24 protein-coding genes are annotated in these 21,075 nt (G+C 62.6%); 12 read left to right on the top strand and 12 right to left on the bottom strand.

Translation table 11 applies throughout. The features are described from left to right. Positions 1–88: 88 nt before the first annotated feature. The 9 genes from coaA to hisB form a co-directional block, all read right to left on the bottom strand. Complete coding sequence (gene coaA, locus AC0L3O_RS16495; protein ID WP_419695684.1) at positions 89–1,048, bottom strand: type I pantothenate kinase; 960 nt, start codon at positions 1,046–1,048, stop codon at positions 89–91. A 24-nt stretch (positions 1,049–1,072) separates the two neighbouring features. Next, positions 1,073–1,399 carry a phosphoribosyl-ATP diphosphatase gene (locus AC0L3O_RS16490; protein ID WP_473616063.1) on the bottom strand — a complete coding sequence of 109 codons (327 nt, stop codon included), beginning with the start codon at positions 1,397–1,399 and terminating at the stop codon, positions 1,073–1,075. 91 nt (positions 1,400–1,490) lie between these two features. Then, the gene (gene hisF / locus AC0L3O_RS16485) at positions 1,491–2,282 is read right to left on the bottom strand and encodes an imidazole glycerol phosphate synthase subunit HisF (RefSeq protein ID WP_287319180.1); all 792 of its coding nucleotides are present in this window, start codon (positions 2,280–2,282) and stop codon (positions 1,491–1,493) included. Then, on the bottom strand, positions 2,282–3,118 hold the full coding sequence (locus AC0L3O_RS16480; protein ID WP_473616062.1) for an arginase family protein: 837 nt from the start codon (positions 3,116–3,118) through the stop codon (positions 2,282–2,284). The genes hisF and AC0L3O_RS16480 overlap by 1 nt, the downstream gene beginning before the upstream one ends. Next, complete coding sequence (gene hisA, locus AC0L3O_RS16475; RefSeq protein ID WP_236377981.1) at positions 3,115–3,864, bottom strand: 1-(5-phosphoribosyl)-5-[(5-phosphoribosylamino)methylideneamino]imidazole-4-carboxamide isomerase; 750 nt, start codon at positions 3,862–3,864, stop codon at positions 3,115–3,117. The genes AC0L3O_RS16480 and hisA overlap by 4 nt, the downstream gene beginning before the upstream one ends. A gap of 3 nt (positions 3,865–3,867) precedes the next feature. Next, positions 3,868–4,158, bottom strand: a complete 291-nt coding sequence (locus AC0L3O_RS16470; protein ID WP_023796919.1) for a DUF1330 domain-containing protein — start codon at positions 4,156–4,158, stop codon at positions 3,868–3,870. A gap of 4 nt (positions 4,159–4,162) precedes the next feature. Beyond that, the gene (gene hisH, locus AC0L3O_RS16465) at positions 4,163–4,813 is read right to left on the bottom strand and encodes an imidazole glycerol phosphate synthase subunit HisH (protein WP_473616061.1); all 651 of its coding nucleotides are present in this window, start codon (positions 4,811–4,813) and stop codon (positions 4,163–4,165) included. 1 nt (position 4,814) lies between these two features. Next, the gene (locus tag AC0L3O_RS16460) at positions 4,815–5,291 is read right to left on the bottom strand and encodes a DUF2628 domain-containing protein (RefSeq protein WP_473616059.1); all 477 of its coding nucleotides are present in this window, start codon (positions 5,289–5,291) and stop codon (positions 4,815–4,817) included. Positions 5,292–5,294: 3 nt separating this feature from the next. Further along, positions 5,295–5,894 carry an imidazoleglycerol-phosphate dehydratase HisB gene (gene hisB, locus AC0L3O_RS16455; RefSeq protein WP_077375200.1) on the bottom strand — a complete coding sequence of 200 codons (600 nt, stop codon included), beginning with the start codon at positions 5,892–5,894 and terminating at the stop codon, positions 5,295–5,297. A gap of 240 nt (positions 5,895–6,134) precedes the next feature. On the opposite strand from hisB, the gene hslV reads away from it, so the two are divergent. The 5 genes from hslV (at position 6,135) to AC0L3O_RS16430 (ending at position 10,453) form a co-directional block, all read left to right on the top strand. Then, positions 6,135–6,686 (top strand): ATP-dependent protease subunit HslV, encoded by a 552-nt coding sequence (gene hslV, locus AC0L3O_RS16450; RefSeq protein ID WP_123146230.1) that lies wholly within the window; start codon positions 6,135–6,137, stop codon positions 6,684–6,686. Between the two features lie 73 nt (positions 6,687–6,759). Further along, the gene (locus AC0L3O_RS16445; RefSeq protein WP_473616136.1) at positions 6,760–7,305 is read left to right on the top strand and encodes a GNAT family N-acetyltransferase; all 546 of its coding nucleotides are present in this window, start codon (positions 6,760–6,762) and stop codon (positions 7,303–7,305) included. A 25-nt stretch (positions 7,306–7,330) separates the two neighbouring features. After that, positions 7,331–7,930: a DUF2585 domain-containing protein gene (locus AC0L3O_RS16440; RefSeq protein WP_202364995.1), complete on the top strand. Its 600-nt coding sequence runs from the start codon at positions 7,331–7,333 to the stop codon at positions 7,928–7,930. A 4-nt stretch (positions 7,931–7,934) separates the two neighbouring features. Further along, a complete protein-coding gene (gene hslU / locus AC0L3O_RS16435; RefSeq protein ID WP_023796926.1) occupies positions 7,935–9,248 on the top strand; it encodes an ATP-dependent protease ATPase subunit HslU in 1,314 nt (437 codons plus the stop codon). A gap of 245 nt (positions 9,249–9,493) precedes the next feature. After that, a complete protein-coding gene (locus AC0L3O_RS16430; RefSeq protein WP_023796927.1) occupies positions 9,494–10,453 on the top strand; it encodes a DUF1402 family protein in 960 nt (319 codons plus the stop codon). Positions 10,454–10,553: 100 nt separating this feature from the next. On the opposite strand, the gene AC0L3O_RS16425 is transcribed toward AC0L3O_RS16430, so the two are convergent. From AC0L3O_RS16425 to AC0L3O_RS16415, 3 genes are read right to left on the bottom strand one after another with little or no spacing between them, the layout of a single operon-like run. Continuing rightward, entirely contained in the window at positions 10,554–11,783 is a 1,230-nt protein-coding gene (locus tag AC0L3O_RS16425; protein WP_473616058.1) for an NAD(P)/FAD-dependent oxidoreductase, read from the bottom strand. Positions 11,784–11,788: 5 nt separating this feature from the next. Further along, on the bottom strand, positions 11,789–12,103 hold the full coding sequence (locus AC0L3O_RS16420; RefSeq protein WP_023796929.1) for a MocE family 2Fe-2S type ferredoxin: 315 nt from the start codon (positions 12,101–12,103) through the stop codon (positions 11,789–11,791). Between the two features lie 55 nt (positions 12,104–12,158). Beyond that, the gene (locus AC0L3O_RS16415) at positions 12,159–13,268 is read right to left on the bottom strand and encodes a fatty acid desaturase family protein (RefSeq protein ID WP_473616057.1); all 1,110 of its coding nucleotides are present in this window, start codon (positions 13,266–13,268) and stop codon (positions 12,159–12,161) included. Positions 13,269–13,433: 165 nt separating this feature from the next. On the opposite strand from AC0L3O_RS16415, the gene AC0L3O_RS16410 reads away from it, so the two are divergent. From AC0L3O_RS16410 to AC0L3O_RS16380, 7 genes are all read left to right on the top strand, one after another. Then, complete coding sequence (locus AC0L3O_RS16410) at positions 13,434–14,465, top strand: LacI family DNA-binding transcriptional regulator (RefSeq protein WP_023796930.1); 1,032 nt, start codon at positions 13,434–13,436, stop codon at positions 14,463–14,465. A gap of 371 nt (positions 14,466–14,836) precedes the next feature. Then, complete coding sequence (locus tag AC0L3O_RS16405; RefSeq protein ID WP_027152057.1) at positions 14,837–15,778, top strand: sugar ABC transporter substrate-binding protein; 942 nt, start codon at positions 14,837–14,839, stop codon at positions 15,776–15,778. Between the two features lie 160 nt (positions 15,779–15,938). Next, on the top strand, positions 15,939–17,015 hold the full coding sequence (locus tag AC0L3O_RS16400; RefSeq protein ID WP_027152058.1) for an ABC transporter permease: 1,077 nt from the start codon (positions 15,939–15,941) through the stop codon (positions 17,013–17,015). Positions 17,016–17,017: 2 nt separating this feature from the next. Then, a complete protein-coding gene (locus tag AC0L3O_RS16395) occupies positions 17,018–17,785 on the top strand; it encodes an ATP-binding cassette domain-containing protein (RefSeq protein ID WP_128172835.1) in 768 nt (255 codons plus the stop codon). A 125-nt stretch (positions 17,786–17,910) separates the two neighbouring features. Beyond that, the gene (gene iolG / locus AC0L3O_RS16390; protein WP_473531372.1) at positions 17,911–18,912 is read left to right on the top strand and encodes an inositol 2-dehydrogenase; all 1,002 of its coding nucleotides are present in this window, start codon (positions 17,911–17,913) and stop codon (positions 18,910–18,912) included. A gap of 23 nt (positions 18,913–18,935) precedes the next feature. Then, on the top strand, positions 18,936–19,730 hold the full coding sequence (locus AC0L3O_RS16385; protein WP_023796934.1) for an SDR family oxidoreductase: 795 nt from the start codon (positions 18,936–18,938) through the stop codon (positions 19,728–19,730). A gap of 227 nt (positions 19,731–19,957) precedes the next feature. Next, positions 19,958–21,049 carry a 3-deoxy-7-phosphoheptulonate synthase gene (locus tag AC0L3O_RS16380; RefSeq protein ID WP_023796935.1) on the top strand — a complete coding sequence of 364 codons (1,092 nt, stop codon included), beginning with the start codon at positions 19,958–19,960 and terminating at the stop codon, positions 21,047–21,049. Positions 21,050–21,075: the final 26 nt, after the last annotated feature.

Raw genomic sequence — 21,075 nt, 5'->3', positions numbered from 1 at the left:
CTTCAGGTTATTGTTTTATGCATGTCGTTATCGCAAAACCGCTGCACACTTTTGCGCGACATGCATTAAAGCGCCGTTAACCGCTTCGTTACAGCTTCCTGAGCGCCACTTCCTCGACCAGATGATTGGCGCCCTTGCGCAGGATGAGATCGGCGCGGGCTCGCGTCGGCAGGATGTTCTCACGCAGATTCTTCAGGTTGATGTTGGCCCACAGGCCTTCCGCGATGGCGCGGGCCGCTGCGTGCGAAAGCTGCGAATAGCGGTGGAAGAAGGAGTCCGGATCGCGGAAGGCGGTCTCGCGCAGCCGCATGAAGCGGGCGATGTACCATTGATGGATCAGCTCCTCTTCGGCATCGATATAGATGGCGAAGTCGAAGAAATCCGACAGGAAAGGCACGATCTTGCCGTCCTTTGGCAGCTTGCCCGGCTGCAGGACGTTGATGCCTTCGAAGATCAATATGTCCGGCCGGTCGATGGTCTGGAACGCGCCGGGAACGACGTCGTAGGTCAGGTGCGAATAGACTGGCGCGCGGACATTGCGCTGCCCCGATTTGATGCCCGACAGGAAACGCAGCAGGGCGCCGACATCGTAGCTGTCGGGAAAGCCCTTGCGCTCCATCAAATTGTTGCGGCGCAGGATTTCGTTGGGAAGCAGGAAGCCGTCGGTGGTGATCAGATCGACCTTGGGGCTCGACGGCCAGCGCGCCAGCAATTCCTTGAGGACGCGCGCCGTGGTCGATTTGCCGACCGCGACGGAGCCGGCAATGCCGATGATGAAGGGCGTCTTGACGACATCCGCCGCGTTGAAGAAGGCCTGGCGCTGCCTGAACAGCAGTTGGCTGGCCTCGACATGGGCCGACAACAGCCGAGATAGCGAAAGATAGATGCGCTTGACTTCTTCGAGGTCGACCGGATCGTTGAGCGAACGCAGGCGACGAATCTCGTCCTCGCCGAGCGTCATCGGCGTATCGGCGCGGAACTGCGACCATTCTTCCGCCGAGAAAAAACGGAAGGGCGAATATTTCTCGGTGGGGGCGAGTTGGTCCATCGAGTTTCCTGCCCTCCACAGCGATCAGCCCCGGTCCTGCCGAGACGCCTTTTCGGCGATGCCCGAACGACCGGTGCGGCGCTCGAGTTCAGTCAGGACATCGGCAAGCGGAACGCCGGCGACACCCAGAACGACGAGCCAATGATAGATGAGATCGGCGCTTTCCGAAACGAGGGCTTGTCTGTCACCGCCAACGGCCGCGATCACCGTTTCGACCGCCTCTTCGCCGAGCTTCTGCGCCGCCTTGTCGATGCCACGTGCGAACAGCCTTGCCGTCCACGAATCCGGATCGCCGGAATGCGCGCGTTCCCTGATGATTGTCTCCAGATCGGAGAGCGAAAACTCAGCCATGGCGCCATCTATCTGATTGTTTAAGCATGATCTTTTCCGAAACCGGTTTCCCCCTCTTGGCTGGCGCGGACCTTCGGTTCGGGATCATGCTTTAGAGCCGATCCCCTGACGAGTCCAGTCGCATCGGCAGGCCGGCTCGGGCCATGTGCGACTTGGCTTCAGCAATGCTGTACGTGCCGAAATGGAAAATCGATGCCGCCAGCACCGCGCCGGCATGGCCGTCGCGAATGCCCTCGACCAGGTGATCGAGCGTGCCGACGCCGCCGGAGGCGATGACCGGCGCACGCACCGCGTCGGCGACCGCGCGGGTGAGCGCGATATCGTAGCCGGCCTTGGTGCCGTCGCGGTCCATCGACGTCAGCAGAATCTCGCCGGCGCCGCGATCGACCATCTGCTGAGCGAATTCGACCGCGTCGATGCCGGTCTTCTCGCGGCCGCCATGGGTGAAAATCTCCCAGCGGTCGGCCTCGCCTTCGCCTGACACTATCTTGGCATCGATGGCGACGACGATGCACTGGTTGCCGAACTTGTCGGCCGCCTCGGCGATGAAATCGGGATCCCTCACCGCCGCCGTGTTGATCGACACTTTGTCGGCGCCGGCCAAAAGCAGCTTTCTTATGTCGGCGACCTGGCGCACGCCGCCGCCGACGGTCAGCGGCATGAAGCATTGCTCGGCGGTGCGGGCGACGATGTCGAAGATGGTCTCGCGATTTTCGGACGAGGCGGTGATGTCGAGGAAGCAGAGCTCGTCGGCGCCGGCGGCATCATACGCCTTGGCCGCTTCGACCGGATCGCCGGCATCGATCAGGTCGACGAAATTGACGCCTTTGACGACGCGGCCGTTCTTGACGTCGAGACAGGGGATGACGCGGGCTTTCAGCATCAGATCCTCGCATGCGCGGCAAGAAAATCGCCAAGCAATTGCCCAACGACAGGCGGAACCTCGCCTTTGGCGTCAAAGGCAGGATCGTAGGCGGACAGGGTGATGCCGACGATCGGGATCGACTTGGCCAGCCCGCAAACCAGATGCCGCAGCTGCTCCGGATTTGGACCTCCCGGCAGCGCATAGCGGTTCACTTGCAGCACATCCGGATCGTGAACATCAAGATCAAGATGCAAATGCGCTTGGGCCGCGCCGGCCGCCTTGAGCTTTCCGATATTGTCGAGTGCATCGGTCCACTGGGCGCGAATGATCGGCAATGTCTCGAGAAGCCGCCTTTCATCTGGATCGAGGTCGCGCGCGTCGACCAGCATGCAGCGCGACGGGTCGATCGCCTGGAAGCCGGGAATCGCTGACGTCATCGGCCGCCAGCAGAGCCCCAGAGTCGTCGCCAGCGCCATGCCGTCGAGAAAGCCGTAGGCCGACGTCTCGGGCGTGTTGAGATCGCCATGCTGATCGATCCAGATGATCGAATCAGCGGCGTCGCCAGCCACCGCACCGGCGGCGGTCAGGCAATTTCCGGCGAGCACGATGGGAAAACGCTCATCGTCGCGCGCCATGTCGACCTTGGTGGCGACTGCCCGACAAACCGCGAAACCTGTCGCGATTTCGCGTCTCTGGGCATCGCCGACCTCGCCGATGTCCTCGACGATGACATCATGGCCGCGCAAGGCAAGTTCATCGACAAGGCCGCCGGCAATGATGGCGTCGGGGCCCTGGCCAAAGCCGGCATGGTAAAGGCCACTGTCATAGGGTGCGAGGATGATCGAGAGTTTCATCGCGCCCTCGCCTTCTCCGGTCCGGCCGCCAGGATCGCCAATGCCTCGGCCGGATCGATACGTCCGTCATAAAGTGCACGCCCTGAGATGGCGCCTTCGAGCTTTTGCGCATCGGGCATCGTCATGCGCACGATGTCGGCGATCGAGGCGAGCCCGCCGGAGGCGATGACCGGGATCGACACGGCGTCGGCAAGATCGATGGTGGCGTCCCAGTTGATGCCGGTCAGCACACCGTCGCGGTCGATGTCGGTGTAGATGATGGCGGCAACGCCGGCGCCCTCGAACTTCTTCGCCAGTTCGATGACGCCGAGACTAGAGGCCTCGGCCCAGCCCTCGACCGCCACCTTGCCGCCCTTGGCGTCGATGCCGACGGCGATCTTGCCCGGGAATGCCTTGCAGGCCTGCCTGACCAGATCCGGATCGCGCACCGCCACCGTGCCGAGAATGATGCGGGCCAGGCCGCGATCGAGCCAGTCCTCGACCTGCGCCAGGGTGCGGATGCCGCCGCCGAGCTGCACCGGGTTTTTCGTTGCCTTGAGTATGGCGCCGACCGCCGCGCCGTTGACGCTCTGGCCCTTGAAGGCGCCGTTGAGGTCGACGACATGCAGCCATTCAAAGCCTTGTTGCTCGAAAGCCCTGGCCTGCGCGGCCGGGTCGTCATTGTAAATCGTCGCAGTCGCCATATCGCCGTGCTTCAGGCGCACGCACTTGCCGTCCTTGAGGTCGATGGCCGGGAACAGGATCACCGTTCAGGCGCCTTCAACAATGACGAAGTGACCGGTCGAGGCGGCAAGCCTGTACTTCAATGCCTCCCGGTATTCAGGCGATTCGTAGCATTCTATCGCCTTGTCGTAGGACTCGAACTCGACCAGGACGTGGCGGTTGCCTGTCGGCCCTTCCGGGTTCGCATAACGCCCCGCCCGCACGGGAAACTTCGCGCCATATTTCGCAAAAGCCGCCGCGTTCGCCTCGATATACTGCTTGTAGCCCTCGGGATCGCGGACATCGACCATCGCCATCCAGTAGCCTTTCTTGCTCATTTTCTTAGGGCCTCCAGCGCAGGAAATTGGTGATCAGCGCCAGGCCAAGCGCCTGGCTCTTTTCGGGATGAAACTGCGTGCCGGCGAAATTGTCGCTGATAACAGCAGCTGTAACCGGACCACCATAGTCGGCAATCGCCAGCACCTCGTCCGGCTTCTGCGCGTCGAGATGGTAGGAATGAACGAAATAGGCGTGCAGCCCCTTGCTGCCGGTCGGAATGCCGGAAAACAGCGGATGCCTGCGCGTGAGCTCGATCGTGTTCCAGCCGATCTGCGGGATTTTTAGCGCAGGATCGGCCGGGGTGATCTCCTTGACGTCGCCGGCGATCCAGCCAAAGCCTTTTGTGACAGTCTTTTCCAGGCCCCGCTCCGACATTAGCTGCATGCCGACGCAGATGCCGAGAAACGGCCGCGCCTTGACGATCGCGACCTCCTCGACCGCCTCCCACATGCCGGCCACAGCGCGCAGCCCGGCCGCGCAATCGGCATAGGCGCCGACGCCGGGCAGGACGATGCGGTCGGCGGTTCTGACACGCTCGGCATCGGCGGTCAGGTCGATGGCGGCGGCGATGCCGGCTTCGTGCGCGGCGCGCTCGAAGGCCTTGGTGGCCGAGCGCAGGTTGCCCGAGCCATAATCGATGATCGCGACCCGCATGTCAGGGTCTTCCCGGCGTGTGGGTCAGTCCGAGCACCATGCCAGTCTGTGCCGGCCGGGCATGGGCAGCGTCCGGAACGATGCGCGGCACTGGCGCTGGCTCATCCGCATGCGCTTCGGCTTCCAGCACATAGCGCGTATCGGCATCGTCGAGCCTGTCGGCCTCGACGACGCCCCATTCGTGCCAGCCACGACGGCGCAGTGCGGCGATCCGCAACGCCTGCCCTTCCAGCCCGACATAGAGCGATACCAGCAGCGACAGCAGCCGGCCGGCCAGCCCAAGGCTCAGCCCTTCGGCAAGCATCGAAAGCAGAGCCATGGCGACAAACGCCAGTGCTGCCTCGATCCACAACCGGTGCCAGAGCAGCCAAAGCGGCGGCACGAGGAAGCCGAGCCAGGAAAACCCATCACGGACAAAGGCCGTTGTGTCCGGCTTTTTGCCGCGGCCCGGCGGTTCCATCACGACATAGACGGCCATGGCCTATCCCTTCAGAGATCCCTTGGTGGAAGGAACCGCGTCAGGCTGGCGCGGGTCGCTTTCAAGCGCGAAACGCAGCGCACGCGCCACCGCCTTGAAGCAGGTCTCGGCGATGTGGTGATTGTTGGCGCCATAGTGGTTGGTGACATGCAGCGTGATGCCGGCATTTTGCGCCAGAGCCTGGAAGAATTCGCGCACCAGTTCGGTGTCGAACGTGCCGATCTTCGGTGACGAGAACACAACGTTCCAGACAAGGAAAGGACGGCCGGAAACGTCGATCGCCGCGCGCGTCAGCGTCTCGTCCATGGCGAGATCGATCGAGGCATAGCGCATGATGCCGCGCCGCTCGCCCAGTGCCTTGGCCAGCGCCTGACCGAGCGCGATGCCGGTGTCCTCGACCGTGTGGTGATCGTCTATGTGGAGGTCGCCCTTGGCCTTGACCGTCATGTCGATCAGCGAATGGCGCGACAGCTGGTCCAGCATGTGATCGAAGAAGCCGACGCCCGTCGAAATATCGGATTTTCCGGAGCCGTCGACCTGGACCGATACGGAGATGTCGGTTTCCTTGGTCTTGCGGCTTGCGTTGGCGGAACGGGGCGGCATGCTCATCCTTGTCCAGAGTTCAGGCGTTCCAAGCGTCCACATGCTTGAAAGCGTCCACATGCTTGAAAACGAGAGCCTTCTAGCAGCATGATCCGGCGATTGCCAGTTGCCGTGCCAAGCAGTATCGAGCCTGGCCGATGACCGGTTGGCAATCATCGGACCTATGCATACATATGGTCGATCAAGTCACTCGTAATGCGCCAAATCGCCTTGTCGGGACCGGTGCTGATCGGAGCAGAGATGTCGAACGAACTGACCATGCACGCCACGACGATCCTGACCGTGCGCAGGGGCGGCAAGGTGGTGATCGCCGGTGATGGCCAGGTCAGCCTTGGCCAGACGATCATGAAAGGCAACGCCAAGAAGGTGCGCCGAATCGGCAAAAGCGGCAATGTCATTGCCGGTTTCGCCGGCGCCACCGCTGACGCCTTCACGCTTCTGGAGCGGCTGGAGGCCAAGCTCGAACAATATCCGGAGCAATTGACACGGGCCTGCGTCGAACTCGCCAAGGACTGGCGCACCGACCGCTATCTGCGCCGGCTGGAAGCGATGATGCTGGTTGCCGACAAGTCGGTCTCGCTGGCGCTGACCGGCACCGGCGACGTGCTCGAACCCGAACATGGCGTCATGGCGATCGGCTCGGGCGGCAATTATGCGCTGGCCGCGGCGCGCGCGCTGATGGACACCGACAAGGATGCCGAAGAAATCGCCCGCAAGGCGATGCAGATCGCATCCGACATTTGCGTCTACACCAACAACAATTTTGTCATCGAAACGCTCGATGCCGGCTGAGCCGGCCGCTGGCCATGATCCCGAAAAGTGGAAACCGGTTTTTGCTTCGCTGACCTTCGGTTCGCATGAGATCATGGCCAAACAAGAAAATAGATATGATTTTCGACCGGTGACGGAGGCGGACCTGCCGATGATCGCGGCATGGCTGGCCGAGCCGCATGTCGCCGAGTGGTGGGACGATCCCGAGACGGAGATCGCGCAGATCCGCGAGCATATCGACAGCATTTCCGTCGAGCCGCTGATCATCGAGCTCGACGGCGAGCCGATCGGCTACATGCAGAGCTACGATCCGCATCTGGAGGACGGCCACCCCTACAGCGACCAGCCTTTCGGCACGCTCGGCATCGATCTGTCGATCGGCAGGCCCGAGTTTGTCGGACTCGGCCACGGCTCGGCAATTGTCCGTCAGTTCGTGGAACAGCTGTTCGAGGAAGGGGCACCGCGTGTCATCATCGACCCGGATCCATCCAACGGACGAGCGATCCGTGCCTATCAAAAGGCCGGATTCAGAGCTATCGATCGCAGGCAATCGGAATATGGCGACGCCGTGCTGATGGCAATCGACGCCGAAGCGGGCGACGCCCAAGAGGGCAATATCGAATGGGGCGACGCCGAATAAGGCGCCGAAGAGGGGCAGTAACGGCATGAGCACAAGCGGCGCCGACAAGACCGTCTCGGCCTATGAAGACAGCTGGCGGATGGGACTTCTGCTCGTCCTCGGCCTGATTATATTCCAGGCTGGAGCCCTTTACGGCATGGGCCGAACGCCGATCTGCGAATGCGGCTATGTCAAGCTGTGGCACGGCATCGTGCAGAGCTCGGAGAATTCCCAGCATATTTCCGACTGGTACACATTCTCGCACATCATCCACGGCTTCCTGTTCTACGCGCTGGCGTGGGCTCTGTTCCCGCGCTCGCCGATCGGGCTCAGGCTGGCATTTGCCGTCGTCATAGAGGGCGGCTGGGAGCTTCTCGAGAACAGCCCGTTGATTATCGAGCGCTATCGCGCCGGCACGATCTCGCTCGACTATTACGGCGACAGCATCATCAATTCGGTGGCGGACACGCTGGCGATGGTGCTGGGATTTGTGATGGCGCGCAGGCTTCCTATATGGGTGATCGTGACCCTCGCTCTCATCTTCGAATTCGGTGTCGGCTACATCATCAGGGACAATCTGACACTCAACGTGATCATGCTGCTGCATCCGTTCGAGTCCATCCGGCAGTGGCAAAGTGGAATTTAGCGATATGACGACATTCTCGCCCCGCGAAATCGTTTCGGAACTCGATCGCTTCATCATCGGCCAGAAGGACGCCAAGCGCGCCGTGGCCATCGCCTTGCGCAACCGCTGGCGCCGCCAGCAGCTCGAAGGCCAGATGCGTGAAGAGGTGATGCCGAAGAACATCCTGATGATCGGCCCGACCGGCGTCGGCAAGACCGAGATATCGCGCCGCCTGGCGCGCCTTGCCGGTGCGCCGTTCGTCAAGGTCGAGGCGACCAAGTTCACCGAGGTCGGCTATGTCGGCCGCGACGTCGAGCAGATCATCCGCGACCTGGTCGAGATCGCCATCGGCCTGGTGCGCGAGAAGATGCGCGAGGACGTCAAGGCGCGCGCCCATATCAATGCCGAGGAACGCGTGCTGGAAGCGCTCGTCGGCAAGACGGCGAGCCCGGCGACGCGCGACAGTTTCCGCAAGAAGCTGCGCGACGGCGAGCTCGACGACAAGGAGATCGAGATCGAAGTGAGCGATACCGGCACTGGCGGCATGCCCGGCTTCGAGATTCCCGGCATGCCGGGCGCCAATATCGGCGTGTTGAACATCAACGACATGCTGTCGAAAGCGATGGGCGGCCAGAAGACCAAGACCCGCAAGACGACAGTGAAGGAATCCTACGCGGTGCTGGTCGGCGACGAATCTGACAAACTGCTCGACCAGGACGAGGTGGTGCGCAGGGCGCTCGAATCGACCGAAAACGACGGCATCGTCTTCCTCGACGAGATCGACAAGATCGCCTCGCGCGAAGGCGGCATGGGCGCCGGTGTTTCCCGCGAAGGCGTGCAGCGCGACCTGCTGCCGCTTGTCGAAGGCACGACGGTCGCGACCAAATACGGACCTGTGAAGACGGATCACATCCTGTTCATCGCATCGGGCGCGTTCCACGTTGCCAAGCCATCCGATCTGCTGCCCGAACTGCAGGGCCGTCTGCCGATCCGCGTCGAGTTGCGTGCGCTGGAGAAGGACGATTTCGTCCGCATCCTGACCGAGACCGAAGCCAGCCTGATCAAGCAGTACATCGCGCTGATGAAGACCGAGGGCGTCGATCTCGTCTTCACCGACGACGCCATCGATTCACTGGCCGGCATCGCCGTCGATCTCAACGCCAGCGTCGAGAACATCGGCGCCAGGCGACTGCAGACGGTGATGGAGCGGGTGCTGGACGAGATCTCCTATGACGCGCCGGACCGCCACGGCACGTCCGTGACAGTCGACGCCGCCTATGTGGAGAAGCATGTCGGCGATCTGTCGAGAAACACGGATCTGTCGCGATTCATCCTGTAGCAGGCGATCCATCCGCAAGAGTCGGACCGGCGGAGCCGGCACGTGTGGCCAAATGGAAGCATCTGGCCAGCTTTTGTCTTGCCGGGCGACGGGGCTCTCGACTCCCGTTGCAGCTTTACCTAGTTTGCCGGCAACACCAGCGTCGCGCAGCTTTTTGGATGCGCAAAGGACGCTGTACAGTTGGTTCTGCGCATGACCCCCGAAAATCGGTTCCGAGGGTCATGCGTTGTTGCAGGCGGCGGCGCATGAAAAAAACGATCCTCGTCACTCTCGGGTTGACGCTGGCGACAGCCATGTTCGCCGCCGAAGCGGCGACGATGGTGCCGCCGGGCAACAGTCATGTCGAGCAGCCCAACATACCGGGCGCCTCAAGCCGGCGCACCCAGGCCACCAACACCACCTTCCAGTCGAAATACCGCAAGGTCTACGCGCTGCTGCAGCACGACGCCGGTCTTCGCGGCAAGATCGAGCAGGCAGCAGCGACCTATGGCATCGATCCTATGCATATCGTCGGCGCCATCGTCGGCGAGCACACCTACAATGTCGACGCCTACGACCGGCTGCAGACCTACTACGTCAAGGCGATCTCCTATCTGTCGAGCAAGCTGTCCTTCGCCTACGAAGGCGAGGACATCACCGATTTCGTGCAACGGCCGCAATTCCAGGAATGCGTCGGCAAATCGGATAGTTATGAGCTCTGGGAATGCCGCGAGCAGGTGTGGAACCTTTCCTTTCGCGGCAAGACCGTCGGCGGTGAGAGCTTCCCCGACGACCGCTTCGGCGCGACTTTCTTCCAGCCCTATTATGCCGGCCAGACTTTTGGCCTGGGCCAGCTCAATCCGCTGACCGCCTTGCAGATGAGCGATCTCGTGCACCAGGTTTCCGGCCTGCCGAAGCTCGACGTCGGCGATCCGAATGCAGTCTACAAGACCATCATGGATCCGGATCTGACCTTGGACTATGTCGCGGCGACGATCCGGAAATCGATCGATGCCTATCAGAGCATTGCCGGCTTCGACATATCGGGCAATCCCGGCATCACATCGACCCTCTACAATGTCGGCAATCCTGAGCAGCGTGCACATGCGCTGAAGGCCGAAAACGACAGGCGGCGCGCCGCGGGCGAACCGGAGAAGCTGCCTGAGGAAAATTACTATGGCTGGCTGGTCAACGACAAACTGCCGGAGCTCAACGCGCTGTTTTAGTGGGTATTGAGATCTGGACTTTGAGCTGAAACCGAAGTCGCCCCTTAGGCGTTTGCGCTGCCCCTCATCGCCGGCTTTCGACAATCGGCACGCACCAGGCTCACGCCGCCAGCAGCGACTTCAGCTTGATCGTTTGCGAACCGAGCGCCTCAGGCGCCGGCTTTGCCCTTCTTGCGATCAGCATCTCGGCCAGCCTGATGTCGCGGGCGACAGAATTGCCCGGACCGATGCCGCTCGCTGCGACCAGTCTGCCGTCCTGCGCCAGATGGAACAGGATGAAGGCGCCGTCGTCGAGATCGCGGCGCACGACCTTGCTGCCCTCGTCCGACAGCCCAGCGATCTGCAAGGTCAGGCCGTACTGATCCGACCAGAACCATGGCACAGCCGCGTGGGTCTCACCGGCGCCAAGCATGTTGCTGGCCGCAAGCGCGCCCTGCTCCTGCGCGTTGCGCCAGGCCTCCAGCCGCACGCGCCGGCCGCCATAGACGGCAAGCGGAAACGAGCAGCAATCGCCGGCGGCAAAAATGTCCGGATCGCTGCTGCGAAGCGCGGCATCGACGGCTATGCCGTTGTCGATCGTCAAGCCCGCCTCTGCGGCAAGTCCGGTCACCGGCACGGCGCCGATGCCGATCACCGCCAGGTCGGCGGCGATGTCCTGCCCGCCGGCAAGCGCGATGCGCACTTCGGTGCCGTCGTCGGCGATCGCCGCGATGGCACCGCCGCACAGGATTTTGACGCCTTCGGCTTCATGCGTCTGGTGGATGATTTTGGCGATCTCGGCCGGCACGCCGCGCATCAGGATGCGCGGCTGCGCCTCGATGACGGTGACCACTGCGCCCAGTCTGCGTGCGGCGGCGGCCAGCTCAAGACCGATGAAGCCGCCGCCAACGATGGCGATGCGGTTTCCGGCGCGGAGATGGGCGCGAATGGCCAGCGCGTCGTTGAAGGTCCGGAGATAGACGCTACGCGGCCCGAGGCCCGGCATTGGCAGTCTGCGCGGCAGGGAACCGGTCGCCAGCAGCAGCTTGTCGTATAGCAGCGCCGAGCCGTCCGACAGGCGCACGCCATGCGCAGCGCGGTCGATCGCCACCGCCTGAACCGAATGGATATGCCTTATCGATCTCTCGGCCAGGATTTTGTCGCTGGCGATCGCCTTGATCACCGGCGCATCGCCGGCCATCGCGTCCTTCGACAGCGGCGGCCGCTCATAGGGCAGATGCGGCTCGTCGCCGACCAGCGTCACCGGGCCATCATAGCCGAGATCGCGCAGCGCCAAGGCAGCCCGCCCGCCGCATTCGCCGGCGCCGATGATGAGCATTCCTTTCGCCATCACCGTCACCCGATCTGAATGAGGATTTTGCCGGCGTCGAGTTTGACCGGATAGGTCCTGAGATTGACGCAGACCGGCGCGCCCCTGGCTGCGCCAGTCTTGTAGTTGAAGCGGCCATTGTGCTTCGGGCATTCGATGATGTCGTCCATCACCAGCCCGTCGGCCAGATGCACCTTCTCATGCGTGCAAAGACCGTCCGTCGCGAAATATTCGTCGTCGGGACTGCGATAGATGGCGAAGGTGCGGCCGTCATGGTCGAACCGCATCACGTCCTCTTCATCGATGTCATCGGCACCACAGGCCTCGACCCAGTCGCTCATTGGTCCTCCCGGCATAATTTTGCTTGGTCAACATGCCCCGGCACAGGCGCGCATATCATTCGGCTGCTGCCGCGACGGCATCGTTGTCGTTGTGGAATTCGTCGCGATAAGGCTTGGCAGTCGGCGGCAGTTCGCGCTTGAGGAAATAGTCTTCATTGCGCAGCTGGCGCAGGAAGGCAGGCACCATCTCGCGATAGCCGGCCAGGATCGATGGCGTCGGCGCCGGCAGGTCGTGCTTGATCAGCTCATGCAGCCTCGGCAGCGCGTGGTAGGGCACCATCGGGAACATGTGGTGCTCGACATGGTAGTTCATGTTCCAGTAGATGAAGCGGCTGATCGGGTTCATGCGGACCGTGCGGCTGTTGAGGCGGTGGTCGATGACGTTTTCGGCGAGGCCGCCATGCTGCAGCAGGCCGGTCATGACATGGTGCCAGGCGCCGTAAAGCCTGGGCAGACCGACCAGCATCAAGGGCAGGAACGAGCCGCTATAAAGCGCCAGCGCGATTGTCGCGGCATAGATCGCGGTCCAGATGCGGGCAATGCGGATCGCCTTTGGCTGCTCCTGCTCGGGAATGAAGGTCTTTTCGGCCGGGCTGATGATACCGGCCGCGTTGCGCACCATGTCGGTCATGGCATGCCAGGCATCGACAATGCCGAAGAAATTGAGCACGACGCGCAACAGGTCCGGCGGGCGCATCACCGCGATCTCCGGATCGCGGCCGACGATGATCGTGTCAGTGTGATGCCGCGTATGGCTCCAGCGCCAGGTCACCGGGTTGCGCATGATCATGAAGCAGGCGATCTGATAGACCGCATCATTCATCCACTGCGTCCTGAACGCGGTGCCGTGGCCGCATTCGTGCCAGCGGGAATCGGTGGAAGAGCCGTAGAGCACGCCATAGACGAAGAAGAACGGCACGCACCACCATGTGCCCCAGAACCAGGCGCCGCCGGCGCCGCTCAGGACCAGGGCGGAGAGCCAGATGATGGTGTCGCGGATCGCCGGCCCATCGGAGCGCTGCATCAGCTCCTTCATCTGCTTGCGGGGCACGTCGGTATGATACCATTCGGCCGCCGCCAGCCCGGTCTCGACGGCGCGCTTCGCGTCGCGGCCGAGCAGGCTGTAGTCTCGCCGCGACGGCATTGCGGATAGTGTCGCTTCCATTGAGGCTGCCTCCGTCGGCATCCGTCGGAATGGATGCCTCTGCCACAGGTGCTTATGCCCTAAAATAACGCCAAGCCGTGATAGGCTCAACATCATGAAGATAGTTTCTATCATTTCCCATCAGAATGATGTATTGCCTATGCCAGGCAATCAGGCAGGAAGCGTATGGCAAAACGGCCGACCATCACCGATCTGGCGCGTATTTCGGGGGTCAGCGTCGCCACCGTCGATCGGGTGCTGAACAATCGCCTGCCGGTGCGCGAGGAAACCGCGCGCCGCGTCTATGAGGCCGCCACCAGCATCGGCTACCACGCCGCCGGGCTGATCAAGCAGCGGATGCGCCAGGAACTGCCGGAATACCGGCTCGGCTTTCTGCTGCTGAGGGGCAATGACGTTTTCTACAGCGATTTCGCCCGCGAGATCGAACTGGCTGTTTCGCAATCGCAGCGCTTCCGCGGCGTCGCAACCATCGATTTCGCCAGTTCGCTGGCCCCCGACGAGATCGCCGCGCAGATGCGCAAGCTGGCGGCGAAATCCAGGGCAGTCGCCCTTGTCGGTCCGGACCATCCGACGCTGACGGCAGCCGTCGAGACCCTGAAGGCGAGGGGGCAACCCGTCTTCTCCCTGCTATCCGACTTTGCAGCCGGCATCCGCGAGGGCTATGTCGGCCTCGACAACCGCAAGGTCGGTCGTACCGCGGCCTGGATGATCGCCAGAGCGGCGAGGAAGCCCGGCAAGGTCGCCCTTTTCGTTGGCAGCCATCGCTTCCATGGGCATGAGCTGCGCGAGATCGGCTTCAGATCATTTTTCCGCGAGCATGCGCCGGAATTCACGGTGATGGAGACGCTGGTCAACCTGGAGGCCAACCAGGTGACCCATGATGCAATGATCGATCTTCTGGCGCGGTACCCGGATCTGGCCGGCTGCTATGTCGCTGGCGGCGGCATGGAAGGCGCGGTTTCCGCGCTACGGGCGGCCAGGCCGGCAAACATGCCAGTGGTCGTCTGCAACGAGATCAACGCCGAATCGCGCGCGGCGCTCGCCGACAACATCCTGACCATGGTGATTTCGACGCCGCTGGCAGCACTATGCCGCGAGCTTGTCGGGCTGATGGTGCATGCCATCGAGGCAGGCGCCGCCAATGCGCCGGGCCAGACCTTCCTGCCCTTCGACATCTATCTGCCGGAAAACATCTAGGCTCGGGCAGAACGTCTGGGCCCAGCCAAGACATCCTGTTTAGATCGGGGCGGCGGCAGTGATGTAAACCATCAGCCTGATGGATTCTTGCAGAAGGTTTGCCGGCCCTCAGCCGTGTTGTCCGAAAAAACCGGCAGCCGCTTTCGGAATCTCCTTGACGCCCGCCACTAGAATGGAATAAATATTTCACCAACTAGGTATTTTGGTTCTTTCGTTCCGGAACATCTGTTTCAACGGAGGGCTTGGCGTTCCAGCCAACGCGGAAATCGCCATCGGAAACGGAGAAGCCATCGGGAGAGATTCCCTGGGAGATCGGGGATTCCGGGTAGATCGGTGCAGCCGGACACCAATTCTGTGGAGGAGAGAATAAAATGAAGAAACTGCTTTTGGGCGTCGTGTTTTCGGCGCTGATGAGTTCGTCCGCCCTCGCTGCCAAGATCGGCGTGTCTATGGCGCTGTTCGACGACAATTTTCTCACCGTGCTGCGCAACGGCATGATCGAGCAGGCCAAGGGCATGGAAGGCGTAGAACTGCAGGTCGAGGACGCGCAGAACGACGTCGCCAAGCAGCTCGACCAGATCAAGAACTTCGTCGCCTCGGGCGTCGACGCGATCATCGTCAATCCGGTCGACACCTCGGCCACCCAGGCGATGTCGGATGCCGCCGCTGCGGCCAAGGTTCCGTTGGTCTATGTCAACCGCGAGCCGGTCAACGTCGACACGCTGCCGGACAACCAGGCCTTCGTCGCCTCGAACGAGGTTGAGTCCGGCACTCTCGAAACCCAGGAAGTCTGCCGCCTGTTCAAGGAGGCCGGCAAGACCGAGGCCAATGTCTATGTGATCATGGGCGAGCTGTCGAACCAGGCCGCGGTGCAGCGCACCAAGGATATTGACGATGTGATCGCCACTCCGGAATGCAGCTTCATCAAGATCATCGACAAGCAGACGTCGAACTGGAAACGCGAGGAAGCGCAGAACCTCATGACCAACTGGCTGTCGACCGGCACGCCGTTCGATGGCGTGATCGCCAACAATGACGAAAGCGCCATCGGTGCGATCCAGGCCATGAAGGCTGCCAACGTCGACATGAAGTCGGTTGTCGTCGGCGGCGTGGACGCCACCCAGGACGCGCTTGCCGCGATGCAGGCGGGCGACCTCGACGTGACCGTGTTCCAGGACGCGGCCGGCCAAGGCGCCGGGGCGCTGGACGCCGCGCTCAAGCTTTCCAAGGGCGAGGCGGTCGAACAGAAGGTCTACATCCCCTTCCAGCTGGTCACGCCGGCAAACATCGACAAGTTCCTGCAGAAGAACTGAGGCAGAGGAGCGTTCTCGATAGGAGCGGCGCGGCAGAGCATCGGACCGGTTTTTGGAAATCCGACGTTTTAAGAACAAGAAAGCAGCGCCGCTCCCTCTTTTCCCTCATCGCCGAAACAAGCGGCGGGAGGGCGACTGCGGCTGATGGAGGAAGCAAAAGTTGACACAGACAACCCATGGCGTCGGCGGACTCAGCTATGATGCGAAGAAGCGCACATGGCCTGCCGAATTCAACGTTTTCCTGGCGCTCATCATCCTTGTCGGCGCCTTCGAGCTGATAGGCCGTGTCTTTCTTGGCGACAGCTTTCTGTTCAACACCCGCCCCAATGTCGATACGATCTTCAACGAGGCGCGCCTGCAGATCATCATCCTGCAGGTGTCGATCGTCGGCATCATCGCCATCGGCGTGACGCAGGTGATCATTTCCGGCGGCATCGACCTTTCCTCTGGTTCGATCGTCGGCGCCACGGCGATGATCGCCATGAGTTTCGCCCAGGTGGCGACGGTCAACGGCAACCCTAATCCCAAGGCGGTGTTCCTCGCGCAAGGCTGGACCGACCTGCCGGTGATCGTCCCGGTGCTGGTCGCGATCGGCTGCGGCCTGCTGGCGGGCCTGGTCAACGGCTCGTTGATCGCCTACACGCGCATTCCGCCGTTCATCGCCACGCTCGGCATGATGGTGACGGCGCGCGGCATCGCCAAATGGTGGTCCAAGGGGCAGCCGATCTCGTTTCCCACCGAGAGTTTCGCCGCGATCGGCAAGGGGCTGATGCCGGTCATCATCTTCATATCGCTGGCAATTCTGTTCCAGCTGATCCTGTCATACACCAGGTACGGCAAGCACTGTTATGCCATCGGCTCCAACGAGGATGCCGCGCGCATGTCCGGCATAAATGTCCAGAACCACAAGATCCTCGTCTTCGTCATTGCCGGCATCCTCGCCTCGCTCGCCGCCGTGGTGCTGAGCTCCAAGAACCTCACCGCTCAGGCCGGCATGGGTGTAATGTACGAACTGGACGCGATCGCCATGGCGGTCATCGGCGGCGTCTCGCTGTCGGGCGGCCGCGGTTCGATCATCGGCACGGTGATCGGTGCGCTGATCTTCGGCGTCATCATCTCCGGCTTCACCTTCCTGCGCCTCGACGCCTACTACCAGGAGATGGTCAAGGGCGTGATCATCATCGGCGCAGTCGTTCTCGACCAGTGGCGCCAGCGCCTGCGGGCAATGAGGGCTTGACCATGTCAGACATCGTCCTGAAGACCGAAAACCTGACCAAATACTATGGCGGCGTGCATGCGCTCGAAAGCGCGAATTTCGAACTGCGCAAGGGCGAGCATGTCGCCATCATGGGTGACAATGGCGCCGGAAAATCGACCTTCGTGCGCCAGATCACCGCCGTCGAGCAGCGCACCAGCGGCAAGATCTGGTTCGACGGCAAGGAAGTCAACTTCGCCGGACCGATCGCGGCGCGCGAGGCGGGCATCGAGACCGTGTTCCAGAACCTGGCGCTTGCCGACGATCTCGACGTGCCGTCGAACCTGTTTCTCGGCCGCGAAAAGGTGCTGTTCAATCTCGGGCCTTTCTCGATCCTCGATCGCAAGTTCATGCGCAAGGCGACCGAGGCAGCGCTGATCCGCACGGCGGTGAAGATTCCCAATCTTTCCAACACCATCCGCCACATGTCGGGCGGCCAGCGCCAGTGCGTGGCAATCGCCAGAACCGCGACTTTCGCATCCAAGCTCATCATCATGGATGAGCCAACGGCTGCACTTGGTGTGCAGGAGACGACGCAGGTAGAAAACATCATCCGCACGCTGAAAGCCAATGGCGAGCCGCTGATCCTGATCAGCCACAACATGCGCCAGGTGTTCGACCTGGTCGACCGCATCGTCGTGTTCCGGCGCGGCCGCATCGTCGCCAACCTGCGCAAGCATGACACCGACGGCAACGACATCGTCTCATACATCACCGGCGCCAAAACCGGGGAGGCGGAACTTGCGGCTTAGGGCGGATGCGCGGCGGGTCATCGGCCCGTCGCCGATCAGCTGCAGTAAGAAAATCTACTGCGCCTTGCCCTGAACGGTTCAGTAAAGACGCACTTCCATTTCGAACCATCCCAAAGGAAATTTCCATGTCTCTCCGCTTCGCTCTTCTCGGTGCCGGCCGCATCGGCAAGGTCCACGCCCGCGCCGTCGGTTCCAATCCGCAGGCCAGGCTGGTCGCAGTTGCCGATGCCTTCGAGAAGGCGGCGACCGATCTGGCGTCGGCCTATGGCGCGGAAGTGCGCAGCATCGACGCCATCGAAAAAGCCGGGGATATCGATGCGGTCATTATCTGCACGCCGACCGACACCCATGCCGATCTGATCGAGCGGTTCGCCAAGGCCGGCAAGGCGATCTTCTGTGAGAAGCCGATCGACCTCGACGCCGGCCGAGTGGAAGAATGCCTGGCCGTGGTCGACAAGGCCGGCGCCACTTTGATGGTCGGCTTCAACCGCCGCTTCGATCCGCATTTCGCCGCCGTGCGCAAGGCGATCGACGACGGCGCCATCGGCACGGTCGAGATGGTGACCATCACCTCGCGCGATCCCGGCCCGCCGCCGCTCGACTACATCGGCCGCTCGGGCGGCATCTTCCGCGACATGACCATCCATGATTTCGACATGGCGCGCTTCCTGCTCGGCGAGGAGCCGGTGGCGGTCAGCGCCCACGCCTCGGTGCTGGTCGACAAAAAGATCGGCGAGGCCGGCGACTTCGACAGCGTCAGCGTCATCCTCGAAACCGCCTCCGGCAAGCAGTGCATCATCTCCAATTCGCGACGCGCCACCTATGGCTACGACCAGCGCATCGAGGTGCATGGCTCGAAAGGCATGGTTGCGGCCGAGAACCAGCGGCCGGTGTCGATCGAGCTGGCCAATGAAAAGGGCTATACGCGCCCGCCGCTGCACGACTTCTTCATGACCCGCTACCTCGACGCCTATGCCAACGAGATCGCCGCCTTCATCGCGGCGGCGACGTCGGGCAACAAGGCGGCGCCGAGCGGTGGGGACGGGCTCGTCGCGCTGCGGCTGGCGGACGCGGCGCTGAAATCGGCGACGGAAGGCAAGGCCGTCCGCCTCGACAAGACAGTCTGACCATCAAGCACAGGAGCAAGGCGATGAACGGTTCCGCCGGTCGAAATTCACAAACACGCGCCATCGTCACCGGCGGCGCGCAAGGCATCGGCTTCGCCGTCGCCGAGGCGCTGGCCGACGAGGGCTGCCGCGCCCTGGCGCTGGTCGGCCGTTCCAGGGAGAAGGGCGACAAGGCGGTCGCCGCACTTGCGAAAGACGGCGTCGAGGCCATTTTCATCAGCGCCGACGTCTCGGTGGTGGCCGATTGCAAGCGGGTCGTCGAAACCGCGATCGCTCATTTCGGCACCGTCAATGCGCTGGTCAACGCCGCCGCCACCTCGGCCCGCGGCTCACTGGTTGAGACCTCCGAGGATCTTTTTGACCAGATCTTCCAGACCAATGTGCGCGGCCCCTTCTTCCTGATGCAGGGTGTGGTGGCGCATCTGCTCGACCGCAAGGCGCTTGGCTCGATCGTCAACGTGCTTTCGATGTCGGCGCATTGCGGCCAGTCGTTCCTGGCGCCCTACTCGTCGAGCAAGGGCGCACTGGCGACGCTGACCAAGAATGTCGCCAATGCCTATCGCAGCAATCGCATCCGCTGCAACGCCGTGCTGCCCGGCTGGATGGATACCGAGGGCGAGGCGATCGTGCAGAAGAAATGGCACGACGCGCCGGACGACTGGCTGGAAAAGGCCGAGGCAGCGCAGCCGATGGGCCAGTTGGTGAAGCCGGCGCAGCTTGCCCGGCTGATCAGCTATATGATCAGCTCGCAGTCCGGCGTCATGACCGGCTCGCTGGTCGACTACGACCAAACCATTGCAGGGTCTTCGCCGGAATAGCGTCATCTGAGTAGCGTCATCTGAACGTGACAAGCACCCTGGCTTCGGCTATAGGGCTGGCATGATCCACCTGACCGCCTCGTTCTGGTACTTTAGCTACGGCAGCTCGCTGGCGGCGGGAGGATTGCGCTCGATCTGAAGATTGCAGCAACAACATCCGAACAGCCGCCAGACCTGGCGGCTTTTTTGTTTCAGCCGGCAGGTCTCCCAACCAGGAGCAGAAAGCCGTGTTGACCACCACAGATGATCTTCGGGTCAAGGAAATCCGAGAGCTGAGTACGCCGGACGACGTGATGCGGGAGATACCGCGCACGCTGACGGCGACGCGCACCGTTGCTGCGTCACGCAACGCTATCCATGCCGTGCTGACCGGCGCCGACGATCGGCTGGTCGTCGTCGTCGGCCCCTGTTCGATCCACGACCCGATCGCTGCCGTCGACTATGCCAGCCGGCTGGTGGCGCTGCGCGAGAGCCTGTCGGACCGGCTGGAGATCGTGATGCGCGTGTATTTCGAGAAACCGCGCACGACCGTCGGCTGGAAGGGCCTGATCAACGATCCCGACCTCGACGGCAGCTTCAACATCGACAAAGGCCTGCGGATGGCCCGCAACGTGCTCTCCGCGGTCAACAATCTTGGCCTTCCGGCGGCGACCGAATTCCTCGACATGGCCACCCCGCAATACATTGCCGACCTCGTCGCCTGGGGCGCGATCGGCGCGCGCACGACGGAGAGCCAGATCCATCGCGAACTCGCATCCGGCCTGTCCTGCCCGGTCGGCTTCAAGAACGGCACCGACGGCAATTTGCGGATCGCCGCCGAGGCGGTGAAGTCCGCCGCCCAGCCGCATCATTTCATGGCGGTGACGAAGGGCGGGCGCAGCGCCATCGCGACGACCACCGGCAATGAGGACTGCCACGTCATCCTTCGCGGCGGCATTCAGCCCAATTATGACGCGGCAAGCGTCGCCGCCGCCAGTGCGGAACTCGCCCGGATCGGTGTCGCGCCACGGTTGATGATCGATGTCAGCCACGCCAACAGCAACAAGAAGCCCGAGAACCAGCCGAAGGTCGCCGCCGACGTGGCGGGCCAGGTCGCGGCAGGCGACGAGCGCATCATCGGCGTCATGATCGAGAGCAATCTCGTCGCCGGCCGGCAGGAAGTCACGCCCGGCAAGCCGCTCATCTATGGCAAGAGCATCACCGATGGCTGCATCGACTGGGCGACCACCGAGACGGTGCTGTACGGCCTTGCCGACGCCGTCGAGCAGCGCCGATCGGCGCGACGCGCCCTGGTCGCCAGCCGTCCAGGCGCCGCTTGAGACAGCTGACGCCGTTGGCCGCGAAA

It is taken from the genome of Mesorhizobium sp. WSM4810 (assembly GCF_055811235.1).
Note: the sequence above shows the minus strand (reverse complement) of the source record. Positions and strands in the feature narration are given on the sequence as shown.